Genomic DNA, 16,199 nt, shown 5'->3' on the forward strand with positions numbered 1-16,199 from the left:
CTCACAAGGTCTTGCGCATCGCCCGGTGGTCGATCCCCGCGTCGAGGAACTCCTCGCCGTACGCCACGTATCCGAGCCGCTCGTAGAAGCCCAGCGCATGCGTCTGCGCGTGCAGATCCACCGCCGTGAGTCCACGCGCGCGTGCCGCGTCCTCGATGGCACCGACGAGGGCGACCCCCACGCCGAGCCCGCGCGCCTCCTTGGTCACGGCGAGCCGTCCCAGTGAACCGACGCGCGGGTCGCCGCCGGTCTTCGCGGCGGCGTCCTCGCCGGACAGGAGCCGCCCGGTACCCAGCGGCGCGCCGTCGTCACGGACGGCCAGCACATGCAGCGCCCCGGCGTCGTAGGCGTCGTACTCGATGTCCTCGCTGACGCCCTGCTCGCCGACGAAGACCTCCTTGCGCACCGCGAAGCACGCCTCACGGTCGGCGGTGTCCTCGGCCACCCGCAGCGTGTACGGGACGGTCATGCGTTGCTCTCCTCACGCACCTTGTCGAGAGCATCCTGCAGGTCCTCGGGGTAGTCGCACCCGAACTCGACCCACTGGCCGTCCCCCGGGTGTTCGAAGCCGAGCCGGACCGCGTGCAGCCACTGCCGGGTGAGGCCGAGGCGCTTGGCGAGCGTGGGGTCGGCGCCGTAGGTCAGGTCACCGACGCAGGGGTGGCGGTGGGCCGACATGTGGACGCGGATCTGGTGGGTGCGCCCGGTCTCCAGCTTGATGTCGAGCAGGGAGGCCGCGCGGAACGCCTCCATCAAGTCGTAGTGCGTGACCGACGGCTTGCCCTCGGCCGTGACGGCCCACTTGTAGTCGTGGTTCGGATGCCGGCCGATGGGGGCGTCGATGGTGCCGCTCGTCGGGTCCGGGTGGCCCTGCACGAGCGCGTGGTAGCGCTTGTCGACCGTGCGCTCCTTGAACTGGCGCTTGAGCGACGTGTACGCGTACTCGGACTTGGCGACGACCATCAGGCCTGACGTACCCACGTCGAGACGGTGCACGATGCCCTGGCGCTCGGAGGCGCCCGAGGTGGAGATGCGGTAGCCGGCGGCCGCGAGACCGCCGATCACGGTCGGTCCCGACCAGCCGGGGCTGGGGTGCGCGGCGACGCCGACCGGCTTGACGATCACGACCACGTCGTCGTCGTCGTGCACGATCTCCATGCCCTCGACGGGCTCGGCGACGATCTGCACGGGGGCCGGAGCCTGCGGCATCTCGACTTCCAGCCAGGCGCCGCCGTGCAGCCGCTCGGACTTGCCGACCACCGAACCGTCGACCGTGACCTTCCCCGCCGCGGCGAGCTCGGCGGCCTTCGTGCGGGAGAAGCCGAACATCCGGGAGATGACGGCGTCGACGCGCTCGCCCTCCAGGCCGTCGGGCACGGGCAGGGTACGGATCTCGGGAACGGTGCTCACCCGTCGAGTATGCCGGACGGGCCGGACACCCCCTGACCAGAGGCCGAACGCCAGTGCCCCCGAGAGGGCCCCGGCGGCGGTCCGCACCGGTTCTCGCGGTGCTCGTCAGCCCTCGTCGGTGCTTGCCGGTGCTTGCCGGTACTTGAAGGTGCTTGCCGGGGCTCGTCAGTCCTCGTCAGTCCTTGTGGACGGTCCCGTCCGGGTCCAGCCCGCGGAAGGACAGCAGCACGATGAGGATGCCGCCGCACACGATCGCGGAGTCGGCCAGGTTGAAGACGGCGAAGTGCTTGGGCGCGATGAAGTCGACGACCGCGCCCTCGAAGATGCCCGGCGAGCGGAAGATCCGGTCGGTGAGGTTGCCCAGCGCACCGCCCAGCAGCAGGCCGAGCGCGATCGCCCAGGGCACGCTGTAGAGCTTGCGCGCGAGCCGGGCGATCACGATGATCACCGCTGCGGCGATCATCGTGAAGATGATCGTGAACGCCTCGCCGAATCCGAAGGCGGCGCCCGCGTTGCGGATGGCCTCGAACTTCAGCCAGTCCCCGACGATCTCGATCGGCGCGTGGTGCTCCAGCCTGGCGACCACGAGCAGCTTGCTGCCGAGGTCGAGGGCGTACGCCAGCACGGCGACCGTGAACAGGACGGCGATCCTGCGCTTGCCCTTCGGCGGCTGGGCCGGGGCCGCCGCGCCGTCGTCCGTCCCGGACCGCTCGGCCGGGGACGACAGGCCGGAGCCGGAGCGGTCGCCCGGCGTCGTGTTCCCGTCGGACTGCTCCGGCTCGGATCCCGCCGCTCCTGGGGAATCCGGCGTACCGATGATGCGCTCCGCCTCTGCCACGTGAGTGAGTCCCTCGACCTAGGTGCCTGACTGAGGACGAGGGTACGTCACACCCCCCGCCATTCACGTGCGCAGGAGCCCTCCCACGCCGTTCAGTACCGGCGTTCCTGCTTCTGCTTGCATTCGACGCACAGGGTGGCGCGCGGGAAGGCCTGCATCCGGGCCTTGCCGATGGGGTCGCCACAGTTCTCGCAGAGCCCGTACGTGCCCGCGTCGAGCTTCTCCAGGGCGCGCTCGGTCTGGACGAGCATCTCGCGCGCGTTGGCCGCCAGCGCCATCTCCGACTCGCGGGTGATGTTCTTCGTGCCGGTGTCCGCCTGGTCGTCGCCCGCGCCGTCCCCGGAGTCGCGCATCAGGCCCGCGAGCGACTCCTCCGACGACGTGATCTCCGTGCTCAGCCGCAGCGCCTCGGACTGCAGCTCCGCGCGCGCGTCCGCGACCTCCGCGGGGGTCCAGGGGTCCTCACCCGGGCGCACCGCGAGCTCGCCGGGCTCCACCGCGGAGATCCGCGCCTTGGGGAGCGCGGTGGGCTTCCCGGCCGCCGTGGCCGTGCCAGGGGTCTTCTTCGCAACCACCGTCGGGGCTCCCGTCGTCTTCGCGGCCAGGGCCGCGTCCTCGGCCGCGGAAGCGGCCGTCTTCTTCGCCCTGCTCGCGTTCTTCCTCGCCGTGCCCGTGCTCTTCTTCGCCGTACCGGTGGCCTTCTTGGCCGTCCCGGCGCTCTTCCCGGCCGCGCTCCGGACGGCCCGCTTCGCGGCGCCGCCCTTCGCGGTGGCGCCCGCCGGTCCCGGTTCCTCCAGGACGGACTTCTCGGCCACCGCCCTCTTGGTGGCCGTCTTCTCGGCGACGGTCTTCTTGGTACCCGTTTTTCCGGCGGCCGTGCTCACCGGCGCGCTGCCGCTCCCGTGCCCGCTCCCGTGCTCCGCCGGTTCGCCCTGTGCGCTCTTCTTTCCACCCACGTCCTTGGCCGCCGGACCCGTGGATCTTCCGGACGCCGACTGCTGTACGGCGGTCTTTTTCGCCACCATGGCCGCGGCCCCTTCACATATTGTGATCTTGCGCGCAAATCGCTCTGGGACGATAAATCGACTTCCGGCCCGCGGCAACGGGGCACGCCCACCTTCCGGCCGCCCCGCAGGTTCCGCCTGACGAGCCTGCATGCGTTGTGCCCAGCTCCCCGCCGGGTAATCCGCCAGGCCCGGCGTCCCGGAACACGGACCTCGGCGCCTGCCCATTCGGGTCAGCTCGCGAGCCGCCGAGGCACCCCGGCCCGCACCGGCCGAGGCGTCGGGAAAACCGGTCGGCCACCGTGCGCGCGGCGCCGTACACTGGGCGCAGCGAGAAGCGTGGATGGGGACGAGTAGCGGCGTACGCGGCCAGGAGCGACCCGGGGACGGTGGAAGCCCGGGGGCGAGCGCGACGCGAAGATCACCCCGGAGCCGCCGGAAGAAAGCCGTGGCCGACAGGCGGCGGCCGGTAGACCCGGCATCGCGACCCCAATGAGGGGGTTCACCGGCGCACAGCACGTGCCGGGGAGCCAAGGAGGGTGGTACCGCGGGAGCACGCCGCACACGGCGTCCGCAGCAGCTACTGGGCAGCGGCACGGGCTCTCGTCCCTCCGGACGGAAGGCAGAAAGTCCGCCGGAGGAAGCTCGCTGATGACAACGCCGACGTACCGCCAGGTGCCCGCCCAGGTCGACCTGCCCGCCCTCGAGCACGCCGTGCTCGATTTCTGGCGCGAGCAGAAGATCTTCGCCAAGAGCCTCGAGCGGTCCGAGGGACGCCCCGAATGGGTGTTCTACGAAGGCCCGCCCACCGCGAACGGCATGCCGGGAGCGCACCACATCGAGGCGCGCGTCTTCAAGGACGTCTTCCCGCGCTTCCGCACCATGCGCGGGTATCACGTGGCCCGCAAGGCCGGCTGGGACTGCCACGGCCTGCCGGTGGAGCTCGCCGTGGAGAAGGAGCTCGGTTTCACGGGCAAGCAGGACATCGAGGCGTACGGCATCGCCGAGTTCAACGCCAGGTGCCGCGAGTCCGTGACCCGTCACACCGACGCCTTCACCGACCTCACGAACCGCATGGGCTACTGGGTCGACCTGGACGACGCGTACCGCACGATGGACCCCGAGTACGTGGAGTCCGTGTGGTGGTCGCTGAAGGAGATCTTCAACAAGGGTCTGCTGGTCCAGGACTACCGCGTCGCCCCGTGGTGCCCCCGCGACGAGACGGGCCTGTCGGACCACGAGCTGGCGCAGGGCTACGAGACGATCGTCGACCCGTCCGTGTACGTCCGTTTCCCGCTCACCTCCGGTCCGCTGGCCGGCGAGGCGGCGCTCCTGGTGTGGACGACGACCCCGTGGACGTTGGTCTCCAACACCGCGGTCGCCGCGCACCCCACCGTCACCTACGTGGTCGCGACGAACGGCGAGGAGAAGCTCGTCGTCGCCGAGCCGCTCCTCGGGAAGGCGCTCGGTGAGGGCTGGGAGACCACCGGTGAGACCTTCACCGGCGCCGAGATGGAGCGCTGGACGTATCAGCGTCCGTTCGAGCTGGTGGAGTTCCCCGAGCCCGCCCACTACGTGGTGAACGCGGAGTACGTGACGACCGAGGACGGTACGGGCCTGGTCCACCAGTCCCCCGCCTTCGGCGAGGACGACCTCAAGGTCTGCCGCGCGTACGGACTGCCGGTGGTGAACCCCGTCCGCCCGAACGGCACCTTCGAGGAGGACGTCCCGCTCGTCGGCGGCGTCTTCTTCAAGAAGGCGGACGAAAAGCTCACCGAGGACCTCCAGGCCCGCGGGCTGCTCTTCAAGCACGTCCCGTACGAGCACAGCTACCCGCACTGCTGGCGCTGCCACACCGCGCTCCTCTACTACGCGCAGCCGTCCTGGTACATCCGCACCACCGCCGTCAAGGACCGTCTCCTCGAGGAGAACGAGAAGACCAACTGGTTCCCGGAGTCGGTCAAGCACGGCCGCTTCGGCGACTGGCTGAACAACAACATCGACTGGGCGCTGTCCCGCAGCCGCTACTGGGGCACCCCGCTCCCGCTGTGGCGCTGCGAGAACGACCACCTCACCTGCGTCGGCTCCCGCGCGGAACTGACCGAGCTGACCGGCTCCGACCAGTCGGAACTGGACCCGCACCGCCCGTACATCGACGCCGTCACCTTCACCTGCCCGCAGTGCGAGGCGACGGCGACCCGCGTCCCCGAGGTCATCGACGCCTGGTACGACTCGGGCTCGATGCCGTTCGCGCAGTGGGGCTACCCGTACAAGAACAAGGAGATCTTCGAGAGCCGCTACCCGGCGCAGTTCATCTCGGAGGCCATCGACCAGACGCGCGGCTGGTTCTACACGATGATGGCGGTCGGCACCCTCGTCTTCGACCAGTCGTCCTACGAGAACGTGGTGTGCCTGGGCCACATCCTCGCCGAGGACGGCCGCAAGATGTCCAAGCACCTGGGCAACATCCTGCAGCCGATCCCGCTCATGGACCAGCACGGCGCGGACGCGGTGCGCTGGTTCATGGCCGCCGGCGGCTCCCCCTGGGCGGCCCGCCGCGTCGGCCACGGCACCATCCAGGAGGTCGTCCGCAAGACCCTCCTGACCTACTGGAACACGGTCGCCTTCCAGGCCCTGTACGCCCGCACCTCCGGCTGGGCGCCCAGCGAGGCGGACCCGGCGCCGGCCGACCGCCCGGTCCTCGACCGCTGGCTCCTCTCCGAGCTGCACGCCCTCACCGACCAGGTGACCCAGGCACTGGAGACCTACGACACCCAGCGCGCCGGAAAGCTCCTCTCGGCGTTCGTCGACGACCTGTCCAACTGGTACGTGCGCCGCTCGCGCCGCCGCTTCTGGCAGGGCGACAAGGCCGCGCTGCGCACCCTGCACGAGGTCGTCGAGACCGTGACGCGCCTGATGGCCCCGCTGACCCCGTTCATCACCGAGCGGGTCTGGCAGGACCTGATCGCGCCGGTCACGCCGGACGCCCCCGAGTCCGTACACCTGTCGTCGTGGCCGGAGCCGGACCTGTCCGCCATCGACCCCGGGCTGTCGCGGCAGATGGTGCTGGTCCGCCGTCTCGTCGAGCTCGGCCGTGCCACCCGCGCGGAGTCGGGCGTCAAGACCCGCCAGCCGCTGTCCCGCGCGCTGATCGCGGCGACCGGTTTCGACTCGCTCGACCCCGAACTGCACGCGCAGATCACGGAGGAGCTGAACGTCAGCGGTCTCGCCTCGCTCTCCGAGGTGGGCGGCTCGCTGGTCGACACCACGGCCAAGGCCAACTTCCGCGCGCTCGGCAAGCGCTTCGGCAAGGGCGTCCAGGCCGTCGCGAAGGCGATCGCCGAGACGGACGCGGCGGCCCTGTCCCTCGCCCTGCGCGAGGGCACGGCCGCGGTGCCGGTCGACGGCGAGACGGTCACCCTGGCTCCGGACGAGGTCATCATCACGGAAACCCCGCGCGAGGGCTGGTCGGTGGCGTCCGACTCCGGCGCCACGGTCGCCCTCGACCTGGAGATCACCGAGGAACTGCGCCAGGCGGGCCTCGCCCGTGATGCGATCCGCCTCATCCAGGAGGCCCGCAAGAACAGCGGCCTCGACGTGGCCGACCGGATCGCGCTGCGTTGGACGTCCACCGACCCGGCCGTCATCGCGGCCCTGTCCGAGCACTCCGACCTCATCGCCGACGAGGTCCTCGCCACGGACTTCGCGCAGGGTCAGGCCGAGGACGCCTACGGCGCCCCGTTCACCGACGAGTCCCTGTCGCTGACCTTCCGTCTGCACAAGGTGTAGCACCGGGCGGCGGGGCCGTCGACCTGAACGGCCCCGCCCCCGAACGCCGGACGGGCTGGAGGACTAGGGCGTGTTGCGAAAGTCCCGCCTGCCTCGCGACGCCTGGCACGCCCTCCGGGCGGACGACGGGACTTTCGCAACACGCCCTAGCGCAGCGCCCCCCGGGGCGCGAGGAACCGCGCGGTCGGCCCCCGCACCCGGCAACCCGAGAACGACCGAGAGCCGGGGCCCGCCAAAGATCTTGGCGGGCCCCGGCTTTCGGCGTTGCGTATCCCGTACAGATGCCCCAGGGAAACCGCACGCCCTCCCGAAACAGCACGGCAAAAGGGCGGGGCCCCCGGAAGATCCGGGGGCCCCGCCCTGAACGCCGGCCGACGCCTAAGGCGTACAGGAGGCCGTCAGTTGTCGTCCTCGTCGATCAGGAAGCCGCGCATCGGCGAGGGCGCCTGCTGCATCGGCGACGGGCCCTGGGGCCGCACCGGAGCCATCGGCTGGGTCATCGCCGGGGACATCTGCTGCTGCCCGCCGTAGGAGGGCGCCGCCGGTGCCGGAGCACCGCCCATGCCCTGGCCACCGCCGTACGACGGCGCGCTCGCGCCGGCCGGAGCCATCGAGGGCGCCGAGGGCGAAGGCAGGGAGGGAGCGGCCGGGGAACGCGGCGGGGCGAGCGAGTCGTCCGCCTGCGTCTCCAGCTGGCGCAGCTGCGACTCCAGGTAGGACTTCAGACGCGTGCGGTACTCGCGCTCGAAGCCGCGCAGGTCCTCGACCTTGCGCTCCAGCGTGGCGCGGGCGGACTCCAGGGAGCCCATCGCGACGCGGTGCTTCTCCTGCGCGTCCCGCTCCAGAGCGTCGGCCTTGGCACGGGCGTCGCGCTCCAGACCCTCGGCGCGGCTGCGGGCCTCGCCGACGATCTTGTTGGCCTCGGAACGGGCCTCGGCGATCGCCTGGTCGGCGGTCTGCTGGGCCAGCGAGAGCACCCGGGCGGCGCTGTCGCCACCGGGACCCTGACCGGGCTGTCCCATCTGCGGGCCGTGACCGCCCATGGGGCCACCCATGGGTCCGCCCATCGGGCCACCCATCTGCTGCTGCATCTGGCCGGGCATCTGCTGCTGCATCTGCTGACCGGGACCCTGACCCATCGGACCCTGACCCATGGGGCCCTGGCCCATCGGACCCTGACCCATCGGCCCCTGACCCATGGGGCCCTGGCCCATCTGGCCCTGACCCATGGGGCCCTGGCCCATCGGACCCTGACCCATGGGGCCCTGGCCCTGCTGGCCGCCCTGGGCGCTGGGGCCCGCGGGCAGCTGCGGCGCACCGCTCGGCAGCTGGGGCGGACCGCCCATGGGGCCACCCATCTGCTGCTGCGGCGGACCCGATATGCCGGCGGGTACGGGAGCGCCCGGACCGCGCATGCCCTGCGGCGGCCCCTGCTGCTGGTCCTGCTGCTCGGGCGGCTTGCGCATGCCCTGCTGCTGGTTCTGCGCGGCCGCGCGCGTGGCAGCGGCCAGCTTGGCGCGCAAGTCCTCGTTCTCGCGGAGCAGTCGCGTCAGTTCGGCTTCGACCTCGTCGAGGAAGGCATCGACCTCGTCCTCGTCATAGCCTTCTCGGAGGCGGACGGTCGTGAACTGCTTGTTCCGCACGTCCTCGGGGGTCAACGGCATCTCTTCACCTCAACGTAGTCGTCGGCATTCGGCAAGACCGTATCGTTCACAGCCGGCTCACGACGGAGATCAGGATGTAGACGATGATCATCAGTACGAAGAAGGACAGGTCGAGCGCCACGCCCCCGAGACGCAGCGGCGGAATGAACCGCCGCAGAAGCTTGAGCGGTGGATCGGTGACAGTGTAAGTGGCCTCGAGAACGACCACCATCGCCTTGCCGGGCTGCCATGAGCGGGCGAACTGGAAGACGTAGTCCATGACCAACCGGAAGATCAGCACGATGAGGAAACACATCAGCGCGATGTAGAGAACCTGCCCAACCACGCTCATGATCCGTGCTTCCCTCTCCCCTGTTTCCCTGCGTTGTCCGGTCCAGCGTCTCAGCTCTGGTTGAAGAACCCGCCCTCTGCGATGCGGGCCTTGTCCTCCGCCGTGACATCGACGTTAGCAGGCGACAACAGGAACACCTTCTGCGTCACCCGCTCGATGCTGCCGTGGAGACCAAACACCAAACCGGCCGCAAAGTCGACAAGTCGCTTCGCGTCCGTGTCATCCATCTCGGTCAGATTCATGATCACCGGGGTGCCCTCACGGAAGTGTTCCCCGATGGTACGGGCCTCGTTGTACGTCCGCGGGTGGAGTGTGGTGATCCGGTACGGCTCTCGTTCCGACACGACCTTGGGCATGATCACCGGTGCGTTCTTCTCCAGGCTCGCGCGTTCTTGTGTGATGGATGCCACGGGCGCGATGCGCGCCGGACGGCCTGATTCCGCAGACAGCGAAGCGGAATGCGGCACCGGGTCGCGCTGCGCGGGAGGCTGCACCACTCGTACCGATTCGTCCCGTTGGGACTGGTGCGCCTGATGTGACTGGTGCGGCGGCTCATGCCGCCGGCGGTCCCGCTCGGGCTCCGGATCAAGCTCGGGCTCGAACTCGTCGTCGGGGTCGAATCCCCTGCCGTCGTACCCATCGTCCTCCACGAGGCCGAGGTAGACCGCCATCTTGCGCATCGCGCCGGCCATGCTCTGAGTCCTCCGCTCTGTGGTGGATCGGCTGACGAATAGCCAAGTGCCCGCGATCCACGAGGTCGTTATGCCCGCCTGTGGCGGTAATGACCATATTTTCTGCTGTGGTCCGACTTCTTGGCGACGTTACCCGAGCCCGGGTCGGACTCCGAGTACCGCCGTACCGACGCGCACATGTGTCGCTCCGGCCGTCACGGCCTGCTCGAGGTCCGCACTCATCCCTGCGGACACCATGTTCGCAGCCGGATGCGTGCGGCGCATAGCAGTCGACAAATCCATCAGTCGCGCGAACGCGTCCCTCGGACGCCCCGCGTACGGCCCGGTGAGCGGCGCGACGGTCATCAGACCGTCGAGCCGGAGCCCCGGAGCCCGCTCGACGAGGCCGGCCAACTCCTCGACCCCGCCCACTCCCACGCCGCCCCGCTCGCCCCGGCCGCTCTCCTCCGCGTCCAGCGCGACCTGGATGAGACACCCGACCTCGCGCTCCACCCGCACCGCGTCCTTCGACAAGGCCGTGACGAGCCGGGAACGGTCGACGGACTGCACCACATCGGCGTAACCGACCACCGAACGCACCTTGTTGGTCTGCAACTGACCGACGAAGTGCCAGGAGAGAGGCAGATCGGAGCAGGCGGCGGCCTTGGGGGCCGCGTCCTGGTCCCGGTTCTCGGCGACATGGCGCACGCCGAGCTCCGACAGGATCCGCACATCGCTCGCGGGGTAGGTCTTGGTGACCACGATCAAGGTCACCTCTTCGCGCTTGCGCCCGGCGGCCGTGCACGCCGCCGCGATACGCTCTTCCACTTTCGCCAGGTTCGCGGCGAGTTGAGCCTTACGGTCCGTCATGCCCCATCAGTCCAGCCAGACATAGCCCGCGAGCCGCCCGGTGGTGCGGTCCCGTCGGTACGAGAAATGGTCCTTCGACTCAAGCGTGCACGCCGGCGACTGCTGCCGGTCGCGCACCCCGAGCCGTTCCAGTTGCGCGTGCACTCCGGCGGTCACGTCGACCGCGGGAGTGCCCCAACTGGTCTCGGCGTACGCCGCCGGCTCGACGGCGGCGACTTCGGCGCGCATCTCGTCCGGCACTTCGTAGCACCGGCCGCAGACCGCGGGTCCGGTGCGGGCGACGATCCTCGCGGGCTCGGCGCCGAGTTCCACCATGGCCCGTACGGCGGCGGGGACGACCCCCGCGACCATGCCGGGCCGCCCCGCGTGGGCGGCCGCCGCGATCCCGGCGACGGGATCGGCGAGCAGGACCGGTGTGCAGTCGGCGGTGAGGACGGCGAGAGCGAGCCCACGCCGCGCGGTGACGATCGCGTCGACGGACGGGATCTCCGAGGAGCCCCACGGTGCGTCGACGACCGCCACGTCCGGCCCGTGCACCTGGTTCATCCAGACGACCAGGGCCGGGTCCAGCCCGAGGGACCGGGCTGCCAGTTCACGATTGGTCCGTACGTCGTCGGGGTCGTCGCCGACCGCTCCGCCGAGGTTGAGCTCCTCGTACGGAACGGCGCTCACCCCGCCCCACCGGTCGGTGAAGGCGAAGTGCGCGCCGCTCACGGTGCTCGTCTCGGAGCGCTGTCCTATCACTTGAGGAAGTCCGGCACGTCCAGCTCTTCGGCCGCGCTGTCCGAGTAGGTGCGGGACGGCGGGACCGGCGGGGCCACCTGGATCTCACTGACCGGCTCCGGAGCGGGCTCCGGTGCCTCCTTCGGCGTGACGCTGCCGAGCGAGCCGAAGGACGGACGGCTCTCGGGGGCCCGCACCGGCGCGGGCTCCTCGCGCTGCTTGGCCGCGGTGGAGCCGAGGACGTTGTCCCGCTTGGCCGGCGGCTGGCCGCCGTCGAAGCCGGCGGCGATGACGGTGACCCGCACCTCGTCGCCGAGGGCGTCGTCGATGACCGCGCCGAAGATGATGTTGGCCTCGGGGTGCGCGGCCTCGCTGACCAGCTGGGCGGCTTCGTTGATCTCGAACAGGCCGAGGTCGGAGCCACCGGAGATGGAGAGCAGGACGCCGCGGGCGCCGTCGATGGAGGCCTCCAGGAGCGGCGAGGAGATCGCCATCTCCGCGGCCGCCACCGCACGGTCGTCGCCGCGGGCCGAGCCGATGCCCATGAGCGCGGAACCCGCCTCGGACATCACGGACTTGACGTCGGCGAAGTCGAGGTTGATCAGACCGGGCGTGGTGATGAGGTCGGTGATGCCCTGGACACCGGAGAGCAGGACCTGGTCCGCCGACTTGAACGCGTCGAGGACCGAGACCTGGCGGTCCGAGATGGACAGCAGCCGGTCGTTCGGGATGACGATGAGGGTGTCGACCTCTTCGCGGAGTTCGGCGATGCCGTCCTCCGCCTGGTTGGCCCGGCGCCGTCCCTCGAAGGTGAACGGGCGGGTGACCACGCCGATGGTCAGGGCGCCCAGCGAACGGGCGATGTTGGCCACGACGGGTGCGCCGCCGGTGCCGGTGCCGCCGCCTTCGCCGGCCGTCACGAAGACCATGTCGGCCCCCTTGAGGACCTCCTCGATCTCCTCGCGGTGATCCTCGGCCGCCTTCCGGCCGACGGCCGGGTTGGCTCCGGCGCCGAGTCCGCGGGTGAGTTCGCGGCCGACGTCGAGTTTGACGTCGGCGTCGCTCATCAACAGAGCTTGCGCGTCCGTGTTGATGGCGATGAACTCGACGCCCTTGAGACCGACCTCGATCATCCGGTTGATGGCATTGACACCACCGCCGCCGACACCGATGACTTTGATGACTGCGAGGTAGTTCTGCGGTGCTGCCACGTCGAAGGCCTCTCGCCTCGAGTTACGTGTCGTCGCCTCGCACGCTCGCGATCCGACGACTGATGCCGAATGGGACGGTCCGAACGCCGACCCGAACCCTAACGCTGAAGTTTAGGGTTACCAGTGTGTCTGTTCCTTGGACTCTTCCGAACAGGACACTAAGTCGACAAGTGGCGCACGTTCAACGAACACGCCGAACCTCCCGTTTTTCTTTTCACCCTATGTGATCAGCCGTAGCGCTGCCCAACCAGGGTGCTGGCCTGCGCGGATGCGCGTCAACTACCGGCTGACGAAGGGGCGGTGGGGACGCTCACGTCGAAGTGCCGGGCCTTCGGAGCTGCTTTCATGAGAGCGGTGAGTGTCCGCGCCTTCGCGCTGCCCTTCTCGCCGCTCCCCCACTCGACGTCACGGCCGTCGCTCAGTTCCAGCGAGATGGAGTCGTACGAGCGGACCTTGACGGTCCGGGTTTCACGGGCCACGGAGGCCGGAATGTCCCGGGCGACCCGAACCGCCTCGCGCACCAGCCGGTCGGCGGGGAAGCGGCGCAGGACGGCCGAGCGGGACGGCGTCAATTCGAGCAGGGCCACCTTCTTCGGGGCCCGCGAAACCGTCGCGAAACGCACGCCCTTGGCATCCACTTCGACGTACTTGCCCCCCTTTCCCGGCTGCTTCACCACCAGGACAGGGGTGCGTTCGGTCACTTTCAGCCCGATTCCGTGCGGCCAGGAACGAACGACGTCGACCGAGTCGATCCGGGGCAGTCTCCGCAACAGCCGCGCTTCCACGGCGTCGGTGTCGACGGAGATGAGCGGCGTTCCGTCCGGCACCTCGGCCGCTTCGCGCACCTGCCGCGCCGTCAGCACCCGGGTCCCGGAGACCGACAGCCTCTCGACCCGCAGCCATTGCGAGCCGTACAGGAGCCAGACCACGCCGCCACCGGCCAACACCGTCGTGACCAAAAGGACGATGAGCACACGAAGGCGGCGAAGCCGGACCGGACGGGGCGGCCGGGGCGGGCCGGACTTCAGCTTCTGCCGTTCACCGCGCTCGGCGGTCGTCGGTCCGGCCACGCTCCCTGCCTTCCCTCACATGTGCCTAGCGGTGGCGTGAGGCGATCGCCTCGTACACCATGCCGACGAGCAGGTCGTCGGCGTCCCGGCGCCCGAACTCGCTGGCGGCGCGGGACATCTCGTACAGCCGGTGCGGGTCGGCGAGCACGGGCAGCACGTTCTGCTGCACCCACTGGGGCGTCAGCTCCGCGTCGTCGACGAGCAGTCCGCCGCCGGCCTTGACCACCGGCTGGGCGTTGAGCCGCTGTTCGCCGTTGCCGATGGGCAGCGGGACATAGGCGGCCGGGAGCCCGACGGCGGAGAGTTCGGCGACGGTCATCGCGCCCGCGCGGCAGAGCATCATGTCGGCCGCGGCGTACGCGAGGTCCATCCGGTCCACGTACGGTACCGGGATGTACGGGGGCATCCCCGGCATCTGGTGCACCTGCGGCAGTTCGTTCTTCGGCCCGACCGCGTGCAGGATCTGGATGCCGGCCTGCTGGAGGTACGGCGCGGCCTGCTGGACGACCTCGTTGAGCCGCCGGGCACCCTGCGAGCCGCCGGAGACCAGCAGTGTCGGCAGGTTGGGGTCGAGCCCGAACGCGGCGCGGGCCTCGGGGCGTACGGCGGCCCGGTCGAGGGTGGCGATGGAGCGGCGCAGCGGGATGCCGATGTAGCGGGCGCCGCGCAGCTTGTTGTCGGGGGTGGAGACGGCGACCTGCGCCGCGTACCGCGAGCCGATCTTGTTGGCGAGGCCCGGCCGGGCGTTCGCCTCGTGGATGACGATCGGCACGCCGAGGCGCTTGGCCGCGAGGTAGGCGGGCAGCGCGACGTAGCCGCCGAACCCGACGACCGCGTCCGCCTTGGTGCGCTCCAGGATCTGCTCGGCGGCCTTGATCGTGCCGCGCAGCCGTCCGGGGACGGTGATCAGCTCGGGGGTGGGCTTGCGCGGCAGCGGGACGGCGGGGATCAGCGCGAGTTCGTATCCCCGCTCCGGTACGAGCCGGGTCTCGAGTCCGCGTTCCGTGCCCAGGGCCGTGATCCCCACGGTCGGGTCCTGCCTGCGCAGGGCGTCCGCGAGGGCGAGCGCGGGCTCGATGTGGCCGGCGGTCCCCCCGCCGGCGAGTACGACATGCACCGAAATTCACCGCTCTCCGGACGAACGCGCCGCGGCGCGCCGTCGCATCGTGTTCCATCTCCGAGGCCCCGCGGCCCCCGCGGAGCCTCTCACCGCAGCACGCTTTCTGCCAAAGCGGGGTTGCCGCATGGCCAGCGCCGCCCGCGCGGCGGGCTCGTCGCGTGCGAAGGCGATCAGCAGTCCGACGGCGAACATGGTCGGCAGCAGCGCGGAACCCCCGTAGGAGAACAGCGGGAGCGGGACTCCGGCGATCGGCAGCAGACCGAGCACCGCACCGATGTTGATCACGGCCTGGGCCGTGATCCAGGTGGTCACGCCTCCCGCGGCATACCTCACGAAGGGGTCCTCCGTGCGTCCGGCCACGCGGATACCCGCATAGCCTAGAGCCGCGAAGAGGGCGAGTACCGACAGTGTCCCCGCGAGGCCGAGTTCCTCCCCGGTGATGGCGAAGATGAAGTCCGTGTGCGCTTCGGGCAGTTGGCCCCATTTTTCCACGCTGGCGCCGAGGCCGGATCCGAACAGGCCGCCGGAGGCGAGGGCGTAGATGCCGTGCACGGCCTGCCAGCAGGTGTCGTTCGGGCCGGGCTCGGTGGCGCCGATGCAGGCGAGCCTGGACATGCGGTTGGGGCTGGTCTTGATGAGGACGAAGCCGATCGTCAGCGCGACGGCCAGGACGCCCGCGAACAGCCGGGTGGGCGCTCCGGCCAGCCACAGCAGCCCGAAGAGGATGGCGGTGAGGATGATCGCCGTTCCCATGTCGCCGCCGAGCATGATCAGCCCGAGCAGCATGAAGGCGACCGGGACCAGCGGCACCAGCATGTGCTTCCACTGCGCCAGCATCGCCTTGTCCTGTTTGCGCGCGAGCAGGTCGGCGCCCCACAGCACGAGCGCGAGCTTGCCGAACTCGCTGGGCTGGATCTGGAACGAGCCGCCCAGGGAGATCCAGTTCTGGTTGCCGTTGACCGACATCCCTATCCCCGGCACCTGCACGAGAACCATCATGAAGACCGCGCCGGCCAGGATCGGATAGGCCAGCGCCCGATGCATCTTCACCGGCACCCGCATGGCCACCAGGAGCAGCACGGCGCCGATCGAGGCGGCGAGGAACTGTTTGCGGAAGAAGAACGATCCGGGCAGCGACAGCTGCAGTGCCGTGATCATCGACGCCGAGTAGACCATCACGAGGCCCAGCACGGTGATCAGCAGGCTGCTGCCGAGGATCAGGTAGTAGGCGGTCAGCGGCCGGTCCCAGGCCTTGCGCGCGCGCGTGACGAGGCGGCCCACGGGGTTGTCGCGGGCGGGGCGCGCGGAGGCGGGGCGCCGGGGGCGCGCTGGACGGGGGACGGCCCGTACGGCTACCGGTCATCGCCGGCTCCCTCCGCCGGGGCGCGGAAGGGCGCTCCCGGGGCGGTTCCCCCGGGCCCTACGGGCACAGCGGCCTGGAGGGGCCGGTGCAGCCCCGTTCCGCCTGCCGAAAGCCGCCTGCGAAGCCCCGACCGCA

13 protein-coding genes and 1 pseudogene are annotated in these 16,199 nt (G+C 70.4%); 1 reads left to right on the plus strand and 13 read right to left on the minus strand.

Annotated elements, in window-relative coordinates:
• Nucleotide 1 precedes the first annotated feature (1 nt).
• The 4 genes from HEP85_RS11425 to HEP85_RS11440 all read right to left on the minus strand — a co-directional run bounded on the left by HEP85_RS11425 (nt 2) and on the right by HEP85_RS11440 (nt 3,273).
• Nucleotides 2-469: a GNAT family N-acetyltransferase gene (locus HEP85_RS11425; protein WP_168527689.1), complete on the minus strand. Its 468-nt coding sequence runs from the start codon at nt 467-469 to the stop codon at nt 2-4.
• Nucleotides 466-1,410 carry an RluA family pseudouridine synthase gene (locus tag HEP85_RS11430; RefSeq protein ID WP_168527690.1) on the minus strand — a complete coding sequence of 315 codons (945 nt, stop codon included), beginning with the start codon at nt 1,408-1,410 and terminating at the stop codon, nt 466-468. Before HEP85_RS11430 ends, HEP85_RS11425 begins: the two co-directional genes overlap by 4 nt.
• A gap of 175 nt (nt 1,411-1,585) precedes the next feature.
• Nucleotides 1,586-2,248 carry a signal peptidase II gene (gene lspA / locus HEP85_RS11435; protein ID WP_168527691.1) on the minus strand — a complete coding sequence of 221 codons (663 nt, stop codon included), beginning with the start codon at nt 2,246-2,248 and terminating at the stop codon, nt 1,586-1,588.
• A 92-nt stretch (nt 2,249-2,340) separates the two neighbouring features.
• Nucleotides 2,341-3,273 carry a TraR/DksA C4-type zinc finger protein gene (locus HEP85_RS11440; protein WP_369657685.1) on the minus strand — a complete coding sequence of 311 codons (933 nt, stop codon included), beginning with the start codon at nt 3,271-3,273 and terminating at the stop codon, nt 2,341-2,343.
• A gap of 630 nt (nt 3,274-3,903) precedes the next feature.
• On the opposite strand from HEP85_RS11440, the gene ileS reads away from it, so the two are divergent.
• Nucleotides 3,904-7,041 carry an isoleucine--tRNA ligase gene (ileS, locus tag HEP85_RS11445; RefSeq protein ID WP_168527692.1) on the plus strand — a complete coding sequence of 1,046 codons (3,138 nt, stop codon included), beginning with the start codon at nt 3,904-3,906 and terminating at the stop codon, nt 7,039-7,041.
• A gap of 398 nt (nt 7,042-7,439) precedes the next feature.
• Here ileS and HEP85_RS11450 read toward each other — a convergent pair whose 3' ends face one another.
• From HEP85_RS11450 to ftsW, 9 genes and pseudogenes are all read right to left on the minus strand, one after another.
• Nucleotides 7,440-8,705 (minus strand): DivIVA domain-containing protein, encoded by a 1,266-nt coding sequence (locus HEP85_RS11450; protein ID WP_168527693.1) that lies wholly within the window; start codon nt 8,703-8,705, stop codon nt 7,440-7,442.
• Between the two features lie 46 nt (nt 8,706-8,751).
• Nucleotides 8,752-9,036: a YggT family protein gene (locus HEP85_RS11455; protein ID WP_028803186.1), complete on the minus strand. Its 285-nt coding sequence runs from the start codon at nt 9,034-9,036 to the stop codon at nt 8,752-8,754.
• Between the two features lie 50 nt (nt 9,037-9,086).
• Nucleotides 9,087-9,728: a cell division protein SepF gene (locus HEP85_RS11460; RefSeq protein WP_153291078.1), complete on the minus strand. Its 642-nt coding sequence runs from the start codon at nt 9,726-9,728 to the stop codon at nt 9,087-9,089.
• A gap of 129 nt (nt 9,729-9,857) precedes the next feature.
• Nucleotides 9,858-10,577 (minus strand): YggS family pyridoxal phosphate-dependent enzyme, encoded by a 720-nt coding sequence (locus HEP85_RS11465; RefSeq protein WP_168527694.1) that lies wholly within the window; start codon nt 10,575-10,577, stop codon nt 9,858-9,860.
• Between the two features lie 6 nt (nt 10,578-10,583).
• Nucleotides 10,584-11,321 (minus strand): peptidoglycan editing factor PgeF, encoded by a 738-nt coding sequence (gene pgeF, locus HEP85_RS11470; RefSeq protein WP_168527695.1) that lies wholly within the window; start codon nt 11,319-11,321, stop codon nt 10,584-10,586.
• Nucleotides 11,318-12,511 carry a cell division protein FtsZ gene (gene ftsZ / locus HEP85_RS11475; protein ID WP_168527696.1) on the minus strand — a complete coding sequence of 398 codons (1,194 nt, stop codon included), beginning with the start codon at nt 12,509-12,511 and terminating at the stop codon, nt 11,318-11,320. Before ftsZ ends, pgeF begins: the two co-directional genes overlap by 4 nt.
• Before the next feature lie 275 nt (nt 12,512-12,786).
• Nucleotides 12,787-13,581 carry a cell division protein FtsQ/DivIB gene (locus HEP85_RS11480; protein ID WP_168527697.1) on the minus strand — a complete coding sequence of 265 codons (795 nt, stop codon included), beginning with the start codon at nt 13,579-13,581 and terminating at the stop codon, nt 12,787-12,789.
• 25 nt (nt 13,582-13,606) lie between these two features.
• The gene (gene murG / locus HEP85_RS11485) at nt 13,607-14,698 is read right to left on the minus strand and encodes an undecaprenyldiphospho-muramoylpentapeptide beta-N-acetylglucosaminyltransferase (RefSeq protein ID WP_168527698.1); all 1,092 of its coding nucleotides are present in this window, start codon (nt 14,696-14,698) and stop codon (nt 13,607-13,609) included.
• A 6-nt stretch (nt 14,699-14,704) separates the two neighbouring features.
• Nucleotides 14,705-16,064 (minus strand): annotated as a pseudogene (gene ftsW, locus HEP85_RS11490) (putative lipid II flippase FtsW).
• Between the last annotated feature and the right edge of the window lie 135 nt (nt 16,065-16,199).

The organism is Streptomyces sp. RPA4-2 (genome assembly GCF_012273515.2).
Taxonomy (GTDB): Bacteria; Actinomycetota; Actinomycetes; order Streptomycetales; family Streptomycetaceae; genus Streptomyces; species Streptomyces kaempferi.

Excerpts from the sequence above, each read along its gene's own strand:
- HEP85_RS11460 (WP_153291078.1), bottom strand. The coding sequence starts at position 9,728 with ATGGCCGGCGCGATGCGCAAGATGGCGGTCTACCTCGGCCTCGTGGAG.
- HEP85_RS11465 (WP_168527694.1), bottom strand. The coding sequence starts at position 10,577 with ATGACGGACCGTAAGGCTCAACTCGCCGCGAACCTGGCGAAAGTGGAA.
- HEP85_RS11440 (WP_369657685.1), bottom strand. The coding sequence starts at position 3,273 with ATGGTGGCGAAAAAGACCGCCGTACAGCAGTCGGCGTCCGGAAGATCC.
- HEP85_RS11425 (WP_168527689.1), bottom strand. The coding sequence starts at position 469 with ATGACCGTCCCGTACACGCTGCGGGTGGCCGAGGACACCGCCGACCGT.
- ileS (WP_168527692.1), top strand. The coding sequence starts at position 3,904 with ATGACAACGCCGACGTACCGCCAGGTGCCCGCCCAGGTCGACCTGCCC.
- HEP85_RS11450 (WP_168527693.1), bottom strand. The coding sequence starts at position 8,705 with ATGCCGTTGACCCCCGAGGACGTGCGGAACAAGCAGTTCACGACCGTC.
- HEP85_RS11455 (WP_028803186.1), bottom strand. The coding sequence starts at position 9,036 with ATGAGCGTGGTTGGGCAGGTTCTCTACATCGCGCTGATGTGTTTCCTC.